The sequence below is a fragment of the Arcticibacter eurypsychrophilus genome, assembly GCF_001730525.1.
In the GTDB taxonomy this organism is placed as follows: domain Bacteria; phylum Bacteroidota; class Bacteroidia; order Sphingobacteriales; family Sphingobacteriaceae; genus Arcticibacter; species Arcticibacter eurypsychrophilus.
Map to the genome: position 1 here is coordinate 1 of NZ_MDFN01000008.1, position 21,815 is coordinate 21,815.

Genomic DNA, 21,815 nt, shown 5'->3' on the forward strand with positions numbered 1-21,815 from the left:
GTATAGTTATTTTAGGATCTGACAGTTACCTCGCTGTCTGTGGGTAGTTACATTTTCAATCCAATTTCCCTGAGCCTTTCATCCAGGTATTCCCCTGCCGTCATATCACTATATGCTTTTGGATGTGTATCATCAATACAAACATCCAGACAAGTAAGATCGACCTCCAGTTTAGGATGAAGGAAAAATGGCACTGAAAACCGCGATGCCTTCATCAATTCACGTGGTGGGTTTACTACACGATGGGTAGTCGATTTTAGCTTGTTGTTGGTAAGTCGTTGCAACATATCCCCCACATTGACCACAATATCTTCTACTTGAGTTTTTACCGGATACCAGGCATTATTACGCGTAAGCACTTCCAACCCATCCGCACTGGCACCAATCAATAACGTTATTAAATTAATATCTTCATGAGCACCTGCACGTACTGCATCAGGTGCTAAAGCGTCAGGATCCAAAATTGGGAAATAATGAATTCCGCGCAAAATGGAGTTGCCATTATGCACTTTAGTATCAAAATAGTTTTCATCCAGACCAAGGTAAACAGCTATCGCTTTCAGTAAATGCTTTCCGGCTCGTTCCAGGCATTCGTACACTTCCCGGGTTACCACATTAAAACGGGGTAATTCTTCTACCTCCACATTGTCCGGATACTGCGCTTTCACCGGATCACCATCCGTAACCGTTTGTCCCCTTTGCCAGAACTCTTTTAAATCAGGCACCGGAGCCCCTTTCGCCTTTTCCTTCCCCTTGCCGGTATACCCTCGCTGACCCGCAAGTTCAGGGATTTCATATTTGCGCTTTACTTCATCAGGCAGACTGAAAAACTTTTTCACCTCCACATAAAGCTCATCCATGAGTTCCTTTGTCATGCCGTGATTGGCAATGGTAACAAAACCGGTTTCTGTAAAAGCCTGACCGATCTGATCAGAAAAGGCAGCTTTCTGCTCATCAGATCCATGCACGTAATCATTCAGATCAAGACGGGGAATATTAATTTCAGTCATTTTGGGGGAGTTTAAGTTAATGATCGATGTATTTTAAATGAATTGCGAATTCGCTTGCTAAGGTAAATTTACATTAGTCAAACGATATGAGAGGGAGAAATATTTTAGATACCGGACAGGATTTGTTATTTTTGATTAAAACATTAACTCTATAGAGAATGCAAGGTTTTAGAACAGAGCTAGAGAATCCGCTGGTACAGAAAGACATAATTGACCTGGAGAAGAAGATAAGGTTATTTAGAGACGGTCATTTAGATGGCGAGAAGTTCCGTAGCTTAAGGTTAGCAAGAGGCGTTTATGGCCAAAGACAACCTGGAGTGCAGATGATCCGGATCAAACTTCCTTATGGAAAACTGAGTATTCAGCAGCTTTACCGTATTTCAGATGTATCCGATGAGTACGCAACAGGAAATTTACATATTACAACTCGTCAGGATGTACAGCTCCACTATGTAAGTTTAGAGCGCACACCCGAGTTATGGGCCGATCTTGAAAAAGACGCTGTAACTTTACGTGAGGCCTGTGGAAACACCGTTCGTAACGTAACGGCCTCTCCAGAGGCGGGTATAGATCCGAATGAGCCATTTGATGTCACTCCTTATGCACAGGCCACATTTGAGTATTTCTTAAGAAACCCAATCTGTCAGGACATGGGAAGAAAGTTCAAGATGTCCTTTTCTTCTTCGGAATCAGACACGGCCTTTGCTTATATGCATGATATCGGTTTTATTCCTAAGGTGAAAATCGAGAATGGCGTAGAAGTACGCGGTTTTAAAGTATATCTGGGAGGAGGTTTAGGATCTCAGCCACATATTTCAGAATTCGTTACCGACTTCATGCATGAAGATCTGATTATTCCTTTTGCAGAATCTGTCATTCGTGTGTTTGACCGTCATGGCGAACGCACTAAACGGAATAAAGCCCGCTTGAAATATCTGATCCAGGAAATGGGTAAAGAGGCATTTCTTGAATTGGCAGAGAAAGAGCGCCTGGCATTAAAGAACAAAACATTTAAAATAAATCGTGATTTCGATTTCACTATACCGAAGTCTGTCATTCAGCCCGCTATAGCACTTCTTAATCCAGTTAAATATGAGCAATGGCGGAAGACGAATATCTTCCCTCAAAAACAAGAAGGCTATTTTTCCGTAGGAATCCGCGTACAAAATGGAGACATTAAAACACCTATCGCACGTAAACTGGCTGAAATAGTTCGGGATACTGCTGCTGATGATATTCGCATGACGAATACGCAGGGTATCTTATTGCGCTTTGTGAAAGAAGAGAATCTGCCGTACCTATTTCAAAAACTGGATGAGCTGTATTTAGCTGAACCTGGTTTTGAGAGTGTACTGGATATCACCTCATGCCCCGGAACTGATACCTGTAATTTGGGTATTTCAAACAGTACCGGAATTACCCGTGAACTGGAAAAGGTAATGACAGCTGAATATCCTGAACTTATTTATAATAAAGATATTACCATCAAGATTAGTGGCTGTATCAATGCTTGTGGTCAACATTCCCTGGCAGCTATAGGCTTTCATGGCTCCAGCATGAAGATTGGCAAACTGGTCGCTCCTGCTTTACAAGTATTATTGGGGGGTGGGTCTACAGGCGATGGAACAGGGGTTGCTTCAGAAAAGATCATTAAGATTCCAAGTAAAAGAGGTCCGCAGGTGTTGCGTGCTATTTTGGACGATTACTTTGAGAACAGTTTGGATGATGAATTGTATAAGGACTATTACCTCAGACAAGGAAAGATATATTTTTATGACTTGCTGAACCCTTTAGCAAAAGCCGAAAATATTACCCCGGAAGACTTTATTGATTGGGAACATACCGAACCCTACGTTACTGCAATTGGAATTGGTGAGTGCGCGAGTGTAATGATTGACTTGGTTGCTACTTTACTATATGAAGCCGAAGAACGGATTCAATGGGCTGGTGAGGCATTGGAAGCAGGTAATTATGCAGACTCTATTTACAATTCCTATACCGGCTTTATTAATTCAGCAAAGGCGATGTTGATATCTGAAGGAGTGAAAACAAATACTCAGGCGGGTATCATCAGAGATTTTGATACTTCTCTTGTTGATACAGGAAAAATTACTCTTCCTTCCAGCTTCCACGAGTTGGTTTATCAAATGAATCAACAAGAACCGGGTAAGGATTTTGCTACTTATTACTTTCAGCAGTCCAGTTTATTTAATCAACAGCTGAAAGATTACAGAACGCTCCAAACTGCTTAAAGAATGGTTGAAACGCCAGTAAAAAATCCGCTGTTCCCTATATTTGTCAAATTACATACCCTCAACCTGCTACTTGTAGGTGGAGGGTATGTGGCTTTAGAAAAGTTAGGCACACTACTGATCAACAGTCCGGAAGCTAAAATTAAACTAGTGGCAGGCACAATCAGCAATGATGTGCAAGTCGTTTTAAAGGAGAATAACATCCCTTTTGAAGAACGTGACTTTGAGGTAAAGGATCTGGAAGGTGTTGACCTGGCAATTGTTGCTATTAATGATGGCCAAATTAGCTCCAAAATTGCCGCTGCATGTAAAGAGAGAAAGGTGCTCACAAACGTAGCGGATCAACCTGCATTGTGTGATTTTTATTTAGGTTCCGTAGTTCAAAAAGGGAATCTCAAAATTGCCATATCAACAAATGGTAAGTCGCCTACTATTGCAAAGCGAATTAAAGAGATGCTGAATGAGACCATTCCGGATGAGATGGAGGACTTGCTTAATAATATGCAGCGCATCCGTAATGGCCTAAAAGGAGATTTTACTGAAAAAGTAAAACAGCTCGATGCTATAACAAGTAGTTTAACTGTTAAAAAGAGTAAGAAATCGATATTTCGGACTTTTCTGTATGTCCTGTCTTATATCATCGCTATTCTGTTTCTTATGATTGCAGGATATTATATCCTCTCCGCATTGTTGTAGTCTTTCTATAATATCTATAGAGTTTTCACGTTGCTAATAATTAAATATTATCTTTGTCACAGACTTTATACACCATTTATTTTGCTAACAAAAAAAACCAAATATGCAGTAAAGGCCTTAATGGCTTTAGCAAGGAATAAAGGTAATGCTCCCATGCTCATTTCATCCATTGCTACGAATGAACAACTTCCAAAGAAGTTTTTAGAGGCAATACTTTTAGAGATGAAGCGCAATGGTTTTTTGGCCAGTAAAAAAGGTGCCGGAGGTGGTTATTACCTGATGAAAAAGGCAGAAGATATTAAACTTGCTGCCATTATTCGGATTATTGATGGTCCTATTGCCCTACTGCCTTGCGTGAGTTTGAACTTTTACGAAAAATGTGACGAATGTACCAGTGAAATATATTGCGGGATCCGCGATGTAATGATAGACGTGAGGGATGCTACATTGAAGATTCTTGGCGAAACCAGTCTGGCTGATATGATCGAAAGAGAAGACCGGCTGAAAGCTTTATTGCTTGAAGGCAAGAATGAAAACAGATCTGAAGATGATTTTAAGGGTAATTTAGGAGAAGTAATATCCTAAAGGCCAGTTTAAACTCTAATTTTTGAACGAATAAATACGAAAAAGGGATAGCCCCCGCTATCCCTTTTTAAAAATCAAACTACTTACCTATTAAAAATCAATATGAAAAACTAATAGATAGTACGAGTCTGATTTTAAGAAGTTACAAGCGCTTTTCTTTATTGCAATTCGCTGACAATCAACTTTCTATTGCATTATTTACTTTAAGACTTCGGATTAGAATCAATCCAATAAATAGACCTGCTAAAACACAGCCTATCCAGGCAATATAATCTCCATATTGTACATAAAACGTCAAATCACTATTAAGATTGATATCCTGTTTTAAAGCTGTTGGCACCCACCATTTACTGGACTGCGCGAGATCGCCCCGTTGATTAATAAAACCAGAGATCCCTGTGTTGGCTGACCTGGCAACCCAACGACGTGTTTCAATTGCCCGAAGTTTGGCATAAGCCAAGTGCTGATCCTTACCGGATGTATTGCCCCACCAGGCATCATTTGTGATAATGGCGATAAACTGTGCCCCATCTTTTACATATTCAGCCACATAACTCCCCCAAATGGACTCATAACAGATTACAGGCGCCGCCGCCAATCCACTTTGAGTATAGAAAACACTGGGTTTATCCTGCCTTCCAAAACCGCCTGAAGATCCTCCAAATGAAGCAAATACTGGTTTCAGAAAACTTAAAGCACTCGCAAACGGCAGTGACTCTACTCCTGGAACAAGTTTAGATTTGTGATAAAATTGCACTTTGGAGGAGTTCTCAATGTTTACTGCGGCGTTATAGTAATCTAAATACTTACCTGCGCTTTTATTAAATGCAGCAGTAGGGGTTTCCTGTGTATCATATAAGTTAAAACTTTCTATACCAGTGAGTACATTTCCATTTTTATACTTGGATAGGAACTGCTGGATGCGCAGATAGCTGGGGTTTTCCCGGATGGTATACTCTTCTATAAATTGAGGAACGGCTGTTTCCGGCCAGATGAAGTATTCTGTATTGGTTTGACCCACTGAATCAGAGAGGCGGATGAGTTGATCAGTTTGCCATTCCGCCGGTTTCTCCCATTTAGCGTAAGGATCTACATTGGGTTGCACCACCACAATATTAGCCGGATTTACAGCTTCTGTATACCTGGTGTAGATGATCAGGGAGAAGGTAATTGGGATTATTATCCAGGCAGATAGTGCCAGGGTAAGTTTTTTCTTAAGTTTAAGGCCTTCTGCAACAGTGTCATTTTGAGCGCCAATTTCAAAAGCCAGTATATTGGCAATTAAGATCCATAATGTTCCGCCATAAACACCTGTATACTCATACCACTGCACTAAGCTATGTGTTTCGGCAAAGCCATTGCCCAGGTTCATCCATGGAAAGGCAAGATCCCAGGTTTGATGCAGATACTCATATGCGATCCAGAAACTGATCAGTCCTGCATAACTCAAGATCTTTCCTGCTACCCTTCTCATCTTATAATAAAGCCAGAAGGACAGGGTCATCAGTAAGGCAGCAAGGCCAAAGGGAATAATGGAGATTAGTGAGGCAACCCATACTGGCAGCACTGCATTTAACGAGTTAAAAACCCAGTAGATGGAGGCGGTATTCCAGATTAAAAAAGTCAGGCCTGCAAGCAAGAAGACCTTTCTACCTTTGGCTCGTTGATCCGATTGGATCACACTTTCAATAGCCCGGAGCAAAGGCACGAGTGCGACAAGCAATAAGGGTGCAGTGAATTGCATTGGAGGCCATGCGATCCACAATAGAAAAGCACTGATGAGGGCAAGGAAATAATTTCTTTTCACCTAGAACTGGGATAAAATATCAGATTTTTTAGCTTCGTATTCTTCCTGGGAGATTAACTGCTTTTCAAATAGCACTTTCAGCTTTTTAAGCTTCAGTGTAATTTCATCTTCAGGCTCTACAGCAGGTTCAGGAATGGGCGCAATTGACTGGGGTTCTACGACAGGTTCAGCTTTAAATTCAGTACTTTCTGGTTTTGAGATTGGTAATTCAGCTGCAAGCAGGTTCTGCTGCATAAATTGGCTAGACTTCTTTAAGTCATTCTCTAACTGCTCCTGACGTAATTGTTGTTCCTTTCTGGATTGTTCCTGCTCCAACTCGTCCTTTATTCTGTCAATCTGCTGATTGGAACTTTGGTATAGTTTACGTGCCTGTACTTTAGGAATGTAATCTACTGTAAAATTTTCTCCCCTTATAGGCACTGCAGTAAAGCGTGCTCCAAAAAACTCTTCTTTAAAAGAGACTTCTTTGATGTCCTTCCAGGAGAAGATCTCAAAGTTGGTGGTTAGTCCCATGTTGCCCGGGATACAAAAGAACAAGCGTTTGTTGGTGATTACGATAGAATCGGGCACGAGTGTAACCGCTGGTTTTTTCTGAATAGCCAGGTAGAGTACTTCTTCACCCGATATAAGCATATCATTCAGTTTCCCTAAGATTTTTTCTGTAGCCTTAGGATCCTGCTCATCAGTTAAAAATTGCTCAAAGTTCATCTTCAGTATAATTTTTAGAATTTCTCTTTCCTTCTTTTCCAGCTAAAACAAGCACAAATTCACCCTTTAAGGTATGTGTCTCGTAATAGGTTTTAATTTCTGACAATGTACCTCTTATGGTTTCTTCGAAGATTTTAGTGAGCTCTCGGGATACTGAGGCAAGCCGGTCTTCACCAAATACAACGATAAATTCGTCAAGAGATTTTAGCACACGATGTGGAGATTCGTAGATAATCATCGTGCGAGGTTCCTCGGCTAACTCCTTTAAGCGGGTTTGGCGACCTTTCTTTACGGGCAGGAAGCCTTCAAAGATAAAACGGTCGGTAGGTAATCCGGAATTGACTAAGGCAGGCACAAAAGCGGTTGCTCCCGGCAGGCATTCGATAGCGATATCGTTTTTCAACACTTCCCGTACGAGGTAAAACCCCGGATCGGATATGGCGGGTGTACCGGCATCGGTGATCAATGCAATCTGCTGGCCTTCTTTTAGAAAGCGGACAATTTCGGAACTAGCCTTATGCTCATTGTGCTGATGGTGCGCATACACCTTTTTATCCACACCGAAATGTTTTAATAAAGGAGCACTGGTTCGCGTGTCTTCAGCGAGGATTAAATCCACCTCTTTTAAAACCCGTATTGCCCGGAGCGTAATGTCTTCCAAATTGCCAATTGGAGTGGGTACGAGATAAAGTTTCCCTGTCATATTTAAAATAATGCAAAAACTGCCTGTAAACTAGCCAAGTCATTATATCTTTGACAAAAATTTACAAACGATGCTGCAAGTTAGTTATATCCGCGAGAACAGAGAGAAGGTTTTAGAACGATTGTCTGTTAAAAATTTTAAACAGCCTGAAATTGTGGACGTTGTTATTTCATTGGATGAAGAACGCCGTCAAACACAAACCATCCTGGATTCGATTTCCGCAGAAGCAAACACCATTGCAAAGCAGGTGGGTGAATTAATGCGACAGGGTAAAAAAGAAGAAGCGGAGATCTTAAAATCCCGTACAGTAACCATAAAAGAACAGATTAAAACGCTTAGTGAAAAATTAAACAAAGCGGAAGCGGAGTTATTGAAAAACATTGTTTTGATTCCAAACCTGCCGCATAGCAGTGTACCCCGTGGTACCACACCTGAAGAAAATGAAAACATATTTGAGTTTGGTGCTAAGCCAGCATTGTATGCCGGCGCGTTGCCTCATTGGGAACTGGCCACTAAATACGATATTATAGATTTTGAACTAGGCAATAAAATTGCAGGTGCAGGCTTTCCGGTTTATAAGGGTAAGGGTGCTAAATTACAACGCGCTTTGATTAACTTTTTCCTTGATAATGCGGAAGAAGCTGGCTACAGAGAGATTCAACCCCCTATTGTTGTGAATGAGGCATCAGGATTTGGAACAGGTCAGCTACCGGATAAAGAAGGTCAGATGTACCACGTTGGCGTAGATAACTTATACCTGATTCCTACGGCTGAAGTTCCGGTTACTAATTTGTACCGTGATGTTACGGTTAAAGAAGATGATCTCCCGATTATGAATTGTGCATATACGCCTTGTTTCCGTAGGGAAGCTGGTTCTTACGGTGCGCATGTAAGAGGGTTAAACCGCCTGCATCAGTTTGATAAAGTAGAAATTGTGCAGGTTGCTCATCCTGATCATTCTTATGCAATATTGGAAAAGATGAGTGCACATGTACAATCCTTACTTCAAAAGCTGGAACTTCCTTATAGGGTTCTTCGTCTTTGTGGTGGTGATATGAGTTTTACCTCTGCGCTAACCTATGATATGGAAGTATGGTGCGCCGCTCAGGCACGCTGGCTGGAGGTTTCATCCGTGTCTAACTTTGAAACTTTTCAGAGCAACCGCCTCAAATTACGGTATAAAGGAAAGGAAGGAAAGGCTCAATATGCACATACGCTGAATGGAAGTGCTCTTGCTTTACCCCGCATAGTAGCTTCTTTACTTGAAAATAACCAAACTGAAAGAGGAATTAAAATTCCGGCTGCTTTAGTTCCTTATACCAAATTTGAGTGGATTGATTGAAGAGATGATGATTTGCTGAAAGAGTTTAGTTAAGGAGAAAAAAATAAACTCCTGATGGGCAGGAGCTCAAACTAACCAATTATAAACCTAATCCTTATCTTTTTTAAAAGATCAAGTTATGTTTAATACCCAAATATACAATTGAGTTAAATCCATTGCAATACATTTAACTTTTTTTAACGTATCAATTCTCAACATCAAACCAATACCATCTGTTAATGAGGCAGTTAAATCGATATTGTATCATCCATTTTACACAAGATGTAATAAATTAAAACATAAAATGAAAAGAAGAGTTATATCCCACCAAGTAGTTACTGTTAATTATAATTTGAGGTTATTTAGAGCATGTCAAAACGGATACTAATATTTGATGATGATATTGATATATTATCAATATGTACCTATATACTTCAAGAACAGGGCTGGGATGTCCAAACTTCTGCTCACTGCAATGATATCGTGAATAAAGTGAGAACCTTTGACCCTAATGTAATTTTAATGGATAATTGGATACCTGATTCGGGCGGAGTGATTGCCACACAGACTATAAAATCTGAACCTGATCTTAAAGACATTCCTGTTGTTTACTTCTCAGCAAATAACGACATCCAAACGCTTGCATCTAAGGCAGGTGCTGACACTTATCTGGAAAAACCGTTCGATTTAAAAGAATTGGAAGATATGATTGAAAAAGTAGCAGGCTTTAGGAATTAAATACCTCTTCAATTATTTTATGTGAGTGGATCTCTCCAAAATTATCGATATGCATCCGGTAATAATCGAGGACCTTGGAAACAAGTTCTTTCCTATTTAAAGACGAAATCTTCAACAAATGCATACTGTCCACATTCATAATTAAAATTTCGGAGAATGTGCTCGTTAACTTTCCATGCAAATAGTAAGCGTGATCAGGGATAAGATTTGTAAATACCCCATTTTTAAGATCAAAATAAGCTGAGATATGTTCATTGGTTCGCTCTGGATAAAAACCAAGATATTTGCTTAAATGCAGCAAAAACCAGAGATGGAAATTACCAAGTCCGTTCTCTAATTTATCCAGCAATATAATACTTTGAAATATAAATTCAAACAAAAGCACATCATCATGATGCTGTCTGACGACTTTATATAGAACTTCATTTAGAAAGAGAACAAGGCTGCTTTTTATTAGATCATAGGGAATTGTTTCCAGCAAAGGAGCATTACGAAGTTCAGAAATGCGTTGAATATTACCATTCGGTTTGTGATAAACAACCATATCCAACAAGTGAAGTGGTTGTATCATATTCATTCTGACCTTAGCTTTAGGCTTACGCGCGCCATTCACTAAATAAGATTGCAGGCCGAATTTTTCAGTAAAAATTTGTGCGACTACACTACTTTCTGAATAAACAGTGGTCTTAAATACTATTCCCCTGGTTTTATGTAACATTTTTACCTAGTGTAAATAGCCGTATAATTAATAGGTTTAGCAAAACAATAAGAATAATTAAAAAGTAAATCTAAATCATAACAAAGTTACTTTAATAGTACTAGGACTGGACTGGACTGCTTTCTAAATCATCGTCTTCATTTGACGCTTCTGTCTCGCGTAGTTCTTTTTTTTCGGCAACAACGGCACGCTCTTCGACAATTCCTTTGTACTCGACTTTGCGAACAAAAGAATAAAAAATAAACAAGAAGCCTACACCAAATAAAATTGTTCCGACAATCATTGCCCATCCGTAGTTTTCTAACTCATTTCGCTTGATGGAGTATCCCACCAGATTCAAGCCCACGCCCACAGCTACCATGACGAGGCCTCTTCTCATAAATTTATTCATACTCAAACTTAATCAAAGTGCATGCCATTATCAAGCAGGTTAAAAAACTTGATAATCCTATGATTATGTTTGAATTGAACCCAATCAAGTATAATTTACACGTCATTAACCTTTGTTTTTGAACGCTTGATTAAAAATTACCCTCTATTTTCGTAGCTTTGCACCTTAAAATTTGGGTTAAAGCGCTGATGTACAAAGAATATAAACAACTGAATTTATCTGATACAGGAAAAGAAATCCTTAAATACTGGAAAAGTCATAAAATCTTTGAAAAGAGTATTTCTAACCGCCCGGAATCAAAGCCATATACATTCTATGAAGGTCCTCCCTCAGCAAATGGAATGCCCGGTATCCATCATGTCATGGGTCGTAGTATTAAAGATATATTTTGCAGATATAAAACGCTGAAAGGCTATCGCGTTGAGCGTAAAGGCGGTTGGGATACCCATGGCCTTCCTATTGAGCTTGCGGTTGAAAAAACGCTTGGCATTACAAAAGAGGACATCGGCAAAAAGATCACCGTAGAGGAATATAACGCAGCTTGTCGCAGTGAAGTGATGCGGTATACGGATGTATGGAATGACCTGACTGAAAAGATGGGTTACTGGGTCGACCTGGAGCATCCTTATATCACATACGAAAATAATTATATTGAATCCCTTTGGTGGATCTTAAAAGAACTTTATAACAAAGGATTTTTGTATAAGGGATATACCGTTCAGCCTTTTTCACCGGCTGCAGGTACCGGATTGAGTTCCCATGAACTGAATATGCCGGGTACCTACCAGAATGTGAAAGACACCTCTATCGTCGCACAATTTCGTGTCGTGAAGGATCAGGTACACCCGTTAATGCCTATTCTGATCCAGAATGAGGCAGAAGATACTGTTTTTCTAGCCTGGACGACAACACCATGGACATTACCTTCTAATAGCGCCCTGGCCATTGGAAAGAACATATCTTATGTAAAACTCAGAACCTTTAATCCGTATACCTATGTGCCGGTAAGTGTAGTTCTTGCCAAGGATCTTGTATCGAAATATTTCAAAGCCGAGGGTGAAAATGCATCTTTTAAAGAGTATAATGATGGCGATAAAGTTATTCCATGGGAAGTTGCAGGAGAGTTTAAGGGGGAGGAAATGATCGGCTTGCGCTATCACCAGCTTATGCCTTATGTGACGAATGAAAAGCTTGAAAAAGAAGCTTTCCGGGTTGTTGCTGGTGATTTTGTGACTACAGAAGATGGTGCAGGTATCGTACATATAGCTCCTGTTTTTGGTGCAGATGACTTTAAAGTTGGCCGTGAAAATGGGATCCCTCCGGTCATGATTACTGATGCGCAAGGAAATGAACTTCCCTTGGTAGACCGACAAGGTAAATTTGTAGATCAGGTAACTGACTATGCAGGTAAATACGTAAAGGAAGAATATTATTCGGATGAGATTAGAAATCAACCTGATTTCAGGGCTACTGATGTATTGATCGCCATCCAGTTAAAGGAAGAAAACAAGGCTTTTGATGTAAAAAAATACGAGCACAGTTACCCACATTGCTGGCGGACAGATAAACCGATTTTGTATTATCCTTTGGATAGCTGGTTTATTAAAACAACAGCTGTGAAAGAAAGGCTGGTTGAGTTAAATAAAAGCATCAACTGGAAGCCTGAATCTACAGGATCAGGACGATTTGGCAACTGGCTTGAAAACCTGGTTGACTGGAACCTTTCGCGCTCCAGATTCTGGGGTACTCCCCTACCGATATGGAGAACGGAAGACCGGCTTGAAGAATTGTGTATCGGTTCTGTGGATGAACTGAAATCCAAAATCGCAGAAGCAACAGCATCGGGATTATTAACTGAAGAGGAGTTTAAGAAACTTTCTGTACTGCAGGATACCTACGACAATGCCACGTTCGATCTTCACCGTCCTTATGTGGATGATATCATATTGGTGTCTCCATCCGGTAAAAAGATGTACAGGGAGCCTGACTTAATAGATGTTTGGTTTGATTCAGGTGCGATGCCGTATGCACAGTGGCATTATCCATTCGAAAATAAAGATGAATTTGACAGGGCTTACCCGGCAGATTTTATTGCTGAAGGTGTTGATCAGACCCGTGGATGGTTCTTTACGCTTCATGCGATATCCGTGATGCTGAATGATTCTATAGCATTTAAAAATGTTATTTCCAATGGGCTTGTGCTGGACAAATCGGGTAATAAAATGTCTAAACGTTTGGGCAATACCGTAGATCCATTTAAAACTATTGAAAAATATAGTGCAGATGCAACCCGCTGGTACATGATTAGCAACGCTTCGCCTTGGGATAATTTAAAATTTAATGAAGAAGGATTAGATGAAGTACGCCGTAAATTCTTTGGGACCTTACATAACACGTATGCGTTCTTTGCCCTTTATGCCAATATAGATCGGTTTGAGTATGCTGAAATGGACATTGCACATTCTTCCCGTCCTGAAATTGATAGGTGGATTATTTCGATGTTGAATACACTGGTGAAAGATATTGATGGATTTTATGGAGACTTTGAACCTACTCGTGCTGCCCGTGCTATTCAGGAATTTGTAGATGCACATTTAAGCAACTGGTACGTCAGGTTATCACGCCGTCGTTTTTGGAAGGGTGACTATTCAGAGGACAAGATCTCTGCTTACCAAACGTTGTATACTTGTCTGAATACGATTGCTAAACTTATGTCGCCAATTGCACCCTTCTTTAGTGAGCGGCTCTTTCAGGATTTGAATACGATTACTAAAAAGGAAAATGCAGAGTCGATTCATTTGACAGATTTTCCGTCCTATAATCCAGAGCTGGTAGACAAACCTTTGGAAGAACGAATGTCTCTGGCACAAAACATCTCCTCTATGGTACTTTCATTACGAAAGAAAGTAGGTATCAATGTACGCCAGCCTTTAAATAAGATCTTATTGCCTGTACTGGACACCATTTTTCAGGAGAAGGTTGAACAAGTAAAAGAGCTTATTCTTTCAGAAACAAACATTAAAAGCATTGAATTTATAAGTGACACATCAGGTTTCATCAAGAAGAAAGTGAAACCTAATTTTAAGGCTCTGGGTCCAAAGGCAGGTAAATCGATGAAAGATGTAGCCGCCTTTATAAATTCATGGACACCGGCTGACCTTGCCTTGTTTGAAGAAAACGGGGTAACTTCATTCTCTAAGAATGGGTTCAATATGGAAATCTATCCTGAGGATGCTGATATTAGCGCAGAAGATGTTTCGGGATGGCAGGTTACTACAATTGGAAAACTTACTGTGGCCTTAGATGTTACGATAACAACAGAATTGAAGCAGGAAGGGTTATCAAGAGAAGTAGTAAACAGGATTCAAAATCTAAGAAAAGATCAAGGCCTTGAAGTAACGGATAAAATAAATGTTCAAGCTGTTTTTCCTGAACTGATATCTGAAGCCGTGAAGAATAATTTATCCTATATTTGCGCTGAAATACTCGCAAATTCTTTTAACATTGTACCTGAGCTTCAGTCGGGTGAAACTGTAGAAATTGAAGAACAGGAATTAACGCTATTGATTACAAAAGCATAAGATGGAAAAAAACTTAAAGACCAAGTACTCTGACTCTGAGTTAAAGGAATTCAAAGATATTATTTTAGATAAGCTCCGTATGGCTAAAGAAGAGCTTGGATCGCTTACACAATCATTAAGCAGCCCAAATACGAATGGTACAGATGACACAGCGGGAACTTATAAGACATTGGAAGATGGATCGGCTACTTTAGAAAAGGAGCAGATTAACCAACTAGCTGCCCGTCAGAAGAAGTTTATTGAGAATCTGGAAGCGGCAATGGTGCGTATAGAAAATAAAACGTATGGCGTTTGTCGTGAAACAGGCAAACTGATTCCTAAAGAACGTCTGCGTGCTGTTCCTCATGCTACTTTAAGTATGGAAGCAAAATTGAAACAAAATTAATAATGAAAGCTTATTTTAAGCCTTTTCTTACCGTATTTCTGATCTTATTAGCAGATCAAAGTTTAAAATTCTGGATTAAGCTTAACATGAGTTTAGGTCAGGAATTTCATATCATTGGTAATCGTTTTATTATCCATTTCACTGAGAACAATGGAATGGCTTTCGGTATGGAATTTGGCGGTGAGGCAGGTAAGCTAGCTCTTACCCTCTTCCGGATAGTAGCAGTTAGTGCTATTGGATACGGCGTGATCCATTTGATCAAACATAAATACCACAGAGGATTAATTTTGAACGTTGCCCTTATTTTTGCAGGAGCAATGGGTAATATTATTGATTCTACCTTTTATGGCATACTGTTTAATGAAAGTACTTACTTTCAGGCCTCAAAATTCTTACCTGCCGAGGGTGGTTATGCCGGACTGTTTCATGGAAAGGTTGTCGATATGTTTTACTTTCCGCTGGTAGAAGGCACTTTCCCTAATTGGTTTCCTATCTGGTCTGGAGAAAGCTTTATATTTTTCCGCCCTATATTTAATGTAGCCGATGCTGCAATTTCAATAGGCGTTATTGCTATCCTCATCTTCCAGAAAACCTATTTTAAGGAAGAAAAGCAAGAAAAGATTTATCCTCATAATGAGATAATTGAAGAATAATTCAATTTGAATATATTAAAGAGAGATGATGAAGTATGGAATATCATACAATCACGCATCTCTCTTTTAATTAAACACTCAACTTATAAATATGAAAAAGTTTATCTTACTTGCTTTAATCAGCATATTTGCCAGCTCAGTATTTTCTCAAACTGTTGACACCCGTCGAAAGATAGAGGTAAACGGAACTTCTGAAATGGAAGTAACTCCCGACATTATCCGCATTGCAATATCTCTAAAAGAATACTTAAAGGATAATAACAGCAAAAAGAAGGTAGAGATTAATGATCTGGAAACTAAGCTATACAATGCCGTGCAAGCTGCAGGAATCCCTAAGGAAAATTTAACGATCAATAATATTTCCGGTTACAATAACACTTGGGAGAAAAAGAAAAATCCAGACTTTTTAGTGGCCAAACAATATTCAATAAAGGTGACTGATCTGAACAAATATAACCAGTTAATGGAAGCACTGGATCCTAAGTCCATTCAGTACACGAATATTGAAAGCTATGACTACTCGGGCATAGAGGCACTTAAAAAGGAACTGAAGGTTAAAGCATTGAAGTTAGCAAAGGAAAAGGCTAGTTATCTTGCTGAAGCACTTAATAATAAAGTAGGTGAGCCTTTAGAGATTCAAGAGATCAATAATGAATCTTATCCTCAACCGATGTACCGCACGAACATGATGGAGTTTAAAACAGCAGACTCGAGTTCATCTCCTGAAATTGACTTTAAGAAAATTAAACTTAACTATCAGATGAGAGTTGTGTTTGAAATCATTAAATAAAGATCATAAATCCTGAATAGGATGCGACATTGAATTCTGTACAAAAAAAGCCTCTGATTTAAGAATCAGAGGCTTTTTTTGTACAGGATTCAAGCATACTCTCCAAATCATTTAAGTCAAATGGTTTGGCCAGCCAACGGTCTGCCCCTGCTTCTTTTGCAAGAGATTGTATATCATTATTAGCAGAGAAATAGATAACAGGGATATTTTTAAACTGATCGTGTTTTTTAAGTATCTGTGTCGCAATAATGCCTCCTGTATCAGGAATCCAATTGTCCATTAAGATAATATCAGGATTACACTCTGCAACTGTTTCTAAAAGATTATTACAAGTGCCTCGCGTATGAACATCCCAATCCTTCTCATTTAAAAGATATTTTAGTATATCTAAAATATCCACATCGTCGTCAAATATTAAAATACGCCTCATTATTTATAGAGTTATAACAATTAACTAACCCCTCAATTAATTGTTAATTAATTTATACTAAAATAAGAATTTTATTCCATTAACTAATACTCTTGTATCTCGGGGAATTACCGCGTTTAAAATAAATTAATAACCCATCCGGTAAGTAATATGGTGAGGTAAATAAATAGCACCAATATAAGAATTAGAAAAACTACAATGCCAATAATCACTTCTGTTCCCCTTCCTTCGTGTTTACCTTCCTGGTAATGTTCCCTAAGCAATTTAATATTACGGGAGTTTGCTTTATAATAAAAGTCAAAGATCTGACCTATAAAAGGTATTGCGCCAATTATTGCGTCAATGCTAATATTAAGGATCATTAAAACAATCACTTTCCTGCTCACACCACTTTTTACCATGGTTAATACAAGAATTGATGAGAGTATGTAACCGGAAATATCCCCAGCAAATGGAATAAGATTGATTATCGGATCTAATCCAAAACGAAATTGGGTTCCTGGTATCCTAAACTGATCGTCTAATAACTTAGACACTCGCTCTGCCCAAATCAGGCGATTGTTATTTTTAAGCAGTGGTTGTTTCAAATGAATTAATTATTACTGGTCCTATGAAAGAATTTATTCATATATAACATCTGAAAGTCGATAGAGTTTCCCCAATACGGCCAATTATGTGCTCCTGGGCGGCTAATGTAATCGTGGGCAATATGAAGTTCCAATAATTTATCATGTAACTCTTTATTCACCTGATAGAAAAAGTCTTCTGTACCACAATCAATTAGAAGCGCTAAAGCCCCTGGAGTGATCTGCTGAAGCATATTTATAACTGTGTTCTTCTCCCAATTTTCAGGATAATTGGCATAGGTCCCAAGTCGCCGCGCTATTTCCCAATTTTTAGGAAATGGTCTGAAATCGACACCACCACTCAAACTTCCTGCAGCACCAAAAACATCCTGATGGCGGATAGCCAGATATAAAGCACCATGTCCACCCATACTAAAACCAGCAATAGCCCTTCCTGCTGGCGATGCTATGGTATGGTAATTTACATCAACCCATGATACAAGTTCTTTGGATACATAGGTTTCATATTTCCATTGTGGGTCAAGCGGACTATCAAAGTACCAACTGCCAATGCCTCCATCAGCACATACAATAATCATCTGGTAGGTATCTGAAGCTTGTACAATTTGAGGAACACTATTTACCCAACTTGCATAATTACCACCATAACCATGCAGTAGGTAAAACACAGGATATACTTTATTTTTAGCATACGAATCTGGTCTAATTACAACCGCTTTAATCGTTTTATTCATAGCAGAGCTAAAGGTTTTAACTGTATCAACTTTACCTGCAAAAGCAGCATGAATGAATAACAATAATAACAAGGAAAGAAAGTACCGGCGAATAAGGTTCATGATTGAAATTTAATTGATGGGTATTGATTCGATAAAATTAGCTTTTTTATTAACACCACTCTTTAAATTATTGTACTTCTATATCTAAATATGTCCTCTATTTCCCTTAATCGAGTATTCATAAAGTAACTTATCCTGCTGAATGCGGTTTTTACCACATATTAACTCCCCAGCAAATTCATGAAGCATGTTGCAATTATTTGTACATAAAAAAACCAGCTAGTGTAATTACCAGTTGGTTTTTTTTATAAATAAAATTTATTTTTTAAACTTTTATACGAACCGCTTTACCTACATTATAACCTTTAACTGCATAATATAGGATAAAGAGATAACATGGAATCAGAATCCAATACGCTTGTTGAGGACTCCAGATATCAGCTAAGCGGCCGTAAATTAACGGCATCACTGCACCACCTGCAATACCCATGATCAATAAAGAGGATCCCATTTTAGTAAATCTCCCTAAACCCGATAAAGCGAGTGGCCATATAGCAGGCCATACCAGCGAATTAGCCAGACCCAATAAGGCAACAAACATTAAGGATACATATCCCGTTGTCATAATAGCAAAAACAGTAAATGCTATTCCCATAATAGAAAATATTTTCATTGCATTCGCTTGAGAGATAAACTTAGGAATACAAAAGATGCCGAATAGGTAACCGACGATCATACCAATAAGTGCAAAAGTCGAAAAGAACTTGGCAGTTGACAAAGCAATTCCTTGAGAAGCGCCATAACTAATTATAGTATCTACGGCAATAACTTCTACGCCCACATATAGAAAGATAGTCAATACGCCCAACGTCAGGTGAGGAAACTGAAAAACACTTGTTTTACCTGTATTGGCGGCTGCAACTGATTCATCTTCTTCATCTGTATCGACCTCAGGAAGGCTTGATTTACTAATTAAAACAGCCAGGATAATCAATACCGCTACAATAATCACATAGGGAATAATTACCCTTGCAGCAAGGAGATCCAACTCGGCAACCCTCTCTATCACGCTCATTGTAGCTATCCTTACCTGAAGTACATCTACATCTTTTAAAGTAACCGCACCAAGTACAATCGGCGCAATGGCACCAGCAACTTTATTGCAGATACCCATGATACTAATTCGCTTGGCAGCGCTTTCAGCAGGTCCAAGAATAGTAATATATGGATTAGAGGCTGTTTGAAGTAAAGCTAGTCCTGTTCCCTGAACAAAAAGTCCCAGCAAAAACAACTCGTAGGTTCTAGTCATTGCCGCAGGTATAAATACCAGTGCTCCCAGAGCCATAACCCCAAGTCCTAATGCCATTCCCCTCTTAAATCCAGTTATCTTTAAGACCCAGCCAGAAGGGATGGCCATCACCAGATAAGAGATATAAAAAGCAAAAGTAACCAGATAAGATTCAAAGTTATTGAGTTCACAGGCGATCCGAAGATAAGGTATCAGAACAGAATTCAACCAGGTAACAAACCCGAAAATAAAGAATAAGGCTCCAATAATTGCAATTGGAGGGATACCGGAATATTTTACCGGCTCGGTTGGATAGGTAACAGGCTTTTCCATTTTTTATACTAAAACTATTTGCTTCATCAAACTTAAAACTTATATCTTATAAATGCTTCCATTGCTTCATATTCTGCCAAACCAAGTTGGTCATATGACTTTGCAGTTTCACGGTTTCGTTCTTCAGCTCTTACCCAAAATTCACGGGCATCATCACCAGGAAAGACAGGAAGGTCTTTTTGTGACTGATGCTTGTAAATAGCCATTTTCTTAAGCTCAACCTCCTGAGGAGAAAGAGGAACAGCCATTTCAATTTCGTGCACCTCAAATTCATGCCATGCACCTCTGTAAAGCCATAACCAACAATCTTTGGTCCATTCTTCTGTAACTTTTAAACGGTTTAATGCTTCCAGAAGAATATCGAAACAAACTTTATGTGTACCATGAGGGTCTGCAAAATCGCCTGCTGCAAAAATCTGTTGCGGCTGAATCTCCTGAAGCAACTTCATCGTAAGTACGATATCATCTTCAAAAGATACATTCTTTTCTGTTTTTTGTCTATCATAAAATGGAAGATCCATAAAATGAATCTTTTCATCAGGAAGACCTGCAAACCTTGCCCCTGCAGTAGCCTCACCTTTTCTAATTAGTGCTTTAATGGCCCTTATTTCATTCGAATCAGGCTGATTTGGCTGTTTAACCGCTATAAAATTTCGCATTGCCTCATATGCCTTTTCCTGATCAGATACATCTTTTCCCCTTGCCCTGGCAAAATCCATAGCAAATTCTGCAAAGCGCAGTACGTCTTCATCCCATACCGCTGTATTCCCTGACGTTTGATAAGCAACATGCAGATTATGACCCTGATCAGCCAAACGGATAAATGTTCCACCCATGGATATCACATCATCATCCGGATGTGGAGAAAATATAATGGTACGTTTCACTGCAGGGACAGCACGCTCTGGACGCTGACTATCATCTGCATTAGGTTTACCTCCCGGCCAGCCTGTTATCGTGTGCTGAACCTGATTGAATATGTTAATATTGATATTATAAACAGGACCTTGCTCTGTTGCAAGCTGAGCCATCCCATGATTGTTATAATCCTCTTCAGTAAGCTTAAGAATAGGCTTTTTAAGTGTCATAGCCAACCATATTACTGCTTTTTTAATTAATTGGGCGTCCCAGATACAATCTTTAACCTCCCAGGGAGTGTCAAAACGGGTAAGCTCAGAAGCTGCTTCCTCATCGAGCACAAAGCCGACTGTCTCTGATAATTGAAGATAGGTGGAGGGTACATCTGAAGAGATCTCTCCTTCAACCGCCTTCTTTATAATGCCTGCTTTTTTACGGTTCCAAGCCATCAGAATAATTTCTCTGGCCTTGAAAATAGTACCTATCCCCATCGTTATCGCCTTTGTGGGTACGTTCTCTTTACCCCCAAAATCATGTGCAGCATCCCGACGGGTCAGATCATCCAATGTTACCAGACGTGTGCCTGAGTTTGGAGCCGATCCTGGTTCATTAAACCCAATATGACCAGTACGACCAATACCCAGAATTTGTAAATCCAAACCGCCAATAGCGCTAATCTTCCTTTCATACTCCAGACAAAATGCAGCAATATCTTCTTTTGCCAGTGTACCATCCGGGATATGCACATTGTTCATATCGATATCAATATGATCAAAAAGCTGCTCCTTCATAAAATACACGTAACTCTGCACCGCATCAGGCTGCATCGGAAAGTATTCATCCAGATTAAAAGTGATTACATTAGAAAAGCTTAACCCATCTTCTTTATGCATACGAACAAGTTCGGCATAAACTTCTACCGGTGTTGCCCCTGTAGCTAGTCCTAATACCGCATTTTCACCTAAAAGCTGCTTGCTTTTAATCAAATCGGCAATTCTTTTTGCTACAGAAAGAGATGCTGATCTTGAGTCTGGAAATACCGTTACCGGTAATTTCTCATAACGTGTTTCTTCTAATAAATTTAATCTTGACATGTTAAAATTTTACTATTTAAGTTTATAGCTATAGAACGGAATGAACTTGACACTGATCTTGTAATTCAAACCTAAACAATAATTTTAAGGAAAACAAATAGTGTGTGCGCA

General features: G+C 39.2%; 20 protein-coding genes. 9 read left to right on the top strand and 11 right to left on the bottom strand.

Translation table 11 applies throughout. The features are described 5' to 3' along the window. Nucleotides 1-47: 47 nt before the first annotated feature. A complete protein-coding gene (locus BFL47_RS05735; protein WP_069658855.1) occupies nucleotides 48-1,010 on the bottom strand; it encodes an isopenicillin N synthase family dioxygenase in 963 nt (320 codons plus the stop codon). Nucleotides 1,011-1,168: 158 nt separating this feature from the next. Here BFL47_RS05735 and BFL47_RS05740 point away from each other — a divergent pair, with 158 nt between their 5' ends. The 3 genes from BFL47_RS05740 to BFL47_RS05750 all read left to right on the top strand — a co-directional run bounded on the left by BFL47_RS05740 (nucleotide 1,169) and on the right by BFL47_RS05750 (nucleotide 4,543). Continuing rightward, entirely contained in the window at nucleotides 1,169-3,262 is a 2,094-nt protein-coding gene (locus BFL47_RS05740) for a HEPN domain-containing protein (RefSeq protein WP_069658856.1), read from the top strand. Nucleotides 3,263-3,265: 3 nt separating this feature from the next. Next, the gene (locus tag BFL47_RS05745; protein WP_069658857.1) at nucleotides 3,266-3,958 is read left to right on the top strand and encodes a precorrin-2 dehydrogenase/sirohydrochlorin ferrochelatase family protein; all 693 of its coding nucleotides are present in this window, start codon (nucleotides 3,266-3,268) and stop codon (nucleotides 3,956-3,958) included. Between the two features lie 81 nt (nucleotides 3,959-4,039). After that, nucleotides 4,040-4,543, top strand: a complete 504-nt coding sequence (locus BFL47_RS05750) for an RrF2 family transcriptional regulator (protein ID WP_069658858.1) — start codon at nucleotides 4,040-4,042, stop codon at nucleotides 4,541-4,543. 178 nt (nucleotides 4,544-4,721) lie between these two features. Here BFL47_RS05750 and lnt read toward each other — a convergent pair whose 3' ends face one another. Genes lnt through rsmI form a run of 3 tightly spaced genes read right to left on the bottom strand, consistent with a single transcriptional unit; the run spans nucleotide 4,722 to nucleotide 7,761 of the window. Next, complete coding sequence (gene lnt, locus BFL47_RS05755; RefSeq protein WP_069658859.1) at nucleotides 4,722-6,350, bottom strand: apolipoprotein N-acyltransferase; 1,629 nt, start codon at nucleotides 6,348-6,350, stop codon at nucleotides 4,722-4,724. Further along, entirely contained in the window at nucleotides 6,351-7,058 is a 708-nt protein-coding gene (locus tag BFL47_RS05760) for a PH domain-containing protein (RefSeq protein ID WP_069658860.1), read from the bottom strand. It lies immediately after the preceding gene. Continuing rightward, complete coding sequence (rsmI, locus tag BFL47_RS05765; RefSeq protein ID WP_069658861.1) at nucleotides 7,048-7,761, bottom strand: 16S rRNA (cytidine(1402)-2'-O)-methyltransferase; 714 nt, start codon at nucleotides 7,759-7,761, stop codon at nucleotides 7,048-7,050. Before rsmI ends, BFL47_RS05760 begins: the two co-directional genes overlap by 11 nt. Before the next feature lie 70 nt (nucleotides 7,762-7,831). On the opposite strand from rsmI, the gene serS reads away from it, so the two are divergent. Together serS and BFL47_RS05775 are read left to right on the top strand one after the other, a co-directional pair. Further along, nucleotides 7,832-9,103, top strand: coding sequence for a serine--tRNA ligase (gene serS, locus BFL47_RS05770; RefSeq protein ID WP_069658862.1), 1,272 nt, complete (start codon nucleotides 7,832-7,834; stop codon nucleotides 9,101-9,103). A gap of 348 nt (nucleotides 9,104-9,451) precedes the next feature. Then, complete coding sequence (locus tag BFL47_RS05775) at nucleotides 9,452-9,820, top strand: response regulator (RefSeq protein ID WP_069658863.1); 369 nt, start codon at nucleotides 9,452-9,454, stop codon at nucleotides 9,818-9,820. On the opposite strand, the gene recO is transcribed toward BFL47_RS05775, so the two are convergent. Together recO and BFL47_RS05785 are read right to left on the bottom strand one after the other, a co-directional pair. Further along, on the bottom strand, nucleotides 9,810-10,538 hold the full coding sequence (recO, locus tag BFL47_RS05780; protein ID WP_069658864.1) for a DNA repair protein RecO: 729 nt from the start codon (nucleotides 10,536-10,538) through the stop codon (nucleotides 9,810-9,812). The two genes, BFL47_RS05775 and recO, sit on opposite strands and share 11 nt — an antisense overlap. Before the next feature lie 100 nt (nucleotides 10,539-10,638). Further along, nucleotides 10,639-10,929 (bottom strand): DUF202 domain-containing protein, encoded by a 291-nt coding sequence (locus BFL47_RS05785; protein WP_069658865.1) that lies wholly within the window; start codon nucleotides 10,927-10,929, stop codon nucleotides 10,639-10,641. A 188-nt stretch (nucleotides 10,930-11,117) separates the two neighbouring features. On the opposite strand from BFL47_RS05785, the gene ileS reads away from it, so the two are divergent. From ileS to BFL47_RS05805, 4 genes are all read left to right on the top strand, one after another. Beyond that, complete coding sequence (ileS, locus tag BFL47_RS05790; RefSeq protein WP_069658866.1) at nucleotides 11,118-14,510, top strand: isoleucine--tRNA ligase; 3,393 nt, start codon at nucleotides 11,118-11,120, stop codon at nucleotides 14,508-14,510. A 1-nt stretch (nucleotide 14,511) separates the two neighbouring features. Further along, nucleotides 14,512-14,895, top strand: coding sequence for a TraR/DksA family transcriptional regulator (locus tag BFL47_RS05795; protein WP_016197389.1), 384 nt, complete (start codon nucleotides 14,512-14,514; stop codon nucleotides 14,893-14,895). A 2-nt stretch (nucleotides 14,896-14,897) separates the two neighbouring features. Continuing rightward, nucleotides 14,898-15,548: a lipoprotein signal peptidase gene (locus BFL47_RS05800; protein WP_069658867.1), complete on the top strand. Its 651-nt coding sequence runs from the start codon at nucleotides 14,898-14,900 to the stop codon at nucleotides 15,546-15,548. 91 nt (nucleotides 15,549-15,639) lie between these two features. After that, nucleotides 15,640-16,338 carry an SIMPL domain-containing protein gene (locus tag BFL47_RS05805; RefSeq protein WP_069658868.1) on the top strand — a complete coding sequence of 233 codons (699 nt, stop codon included), beginning with the start codon at nucleotides 15,640-15,642 and terminating at the stop codon, nucleotides 16,336-16,338. A 58-nt stretch (nucleotides 16,339-16,396) separates the two neighbouring features. On the opposite strand, the gene BFL47_RS05810 is transcribed toward BFL47_RS05805, so the two are convergent. The 5 genes from BFL47_RS05810 to BFL47_RS05830 form a co-directional block, all read right to left on the bottom strand. Beyond that, the gene (locus BFL47_RS05810) at nucleotides 16,397-16,768 is read right to left on the bottom strand and encodes a response regulator (protein WP_069658869.1); all 372 of its coding nucleotides are present in this window, start codon (nucleotides 16,766-16,768) and stop codon (nucleotides 16,397-16,399) included. Between the two features lie 116 nt (nucleotides 16,769-16,884). Continuing rightward, a complete protein-coding gene (locus BFL47_RS05815) occupies nucleotides 16,885-17,355 on the bottom strand; it encodes a DUF4112 domain-containing protein (protein WP_170827280.1) in 471 nt (156 codons plus the stop codon). A 5-nt stretch (nucleotides 17,356-17,360) separates the two neighbouring features. After that, the gene (locus tag BFL47_RS05820; protein ID WP_069658871.1) at nucleotides 17,361-18,191 is read right to left on the bottom strand and encodes an alpha/beta hydrolase; all 831 of its coding nucleotides are present in this window, start codon (nucleotides 18,189-18,191) and stop codon (nucleotides 17,361-17,363) included. A 265-nt stretch (nucleotides 18,192-18,456) separates the two neighbouring features. Beyond that, complete coding sequence (locus BFL47_RS05825; protein WP_069658872.1) at nucleotides 18,457-19,752, bottom strand: sugar MFS transporter; 1,296 nt, start codon at nucleotides 19,750-19,752, stop codon at nucleotides 18,457-18,459. Between the two features lie 32 nt (nucleotides 19,753-19,784). Beyond that, nucleotides 19,785-21,704 (bottom strand): glucosamine-6-phosphate deaminase, encoded by a 1,920-nt coding sequence (locus BFL47_RS05830; protein ID WP_069658873.1) that lies wholly within the window; start codon nucleotides 21,702-21,704, stop codon nucleotides 19,785-19,787. Between the last annotated feature and the right edge of the window lie 111 nt (nucleotides 21,705-21,815).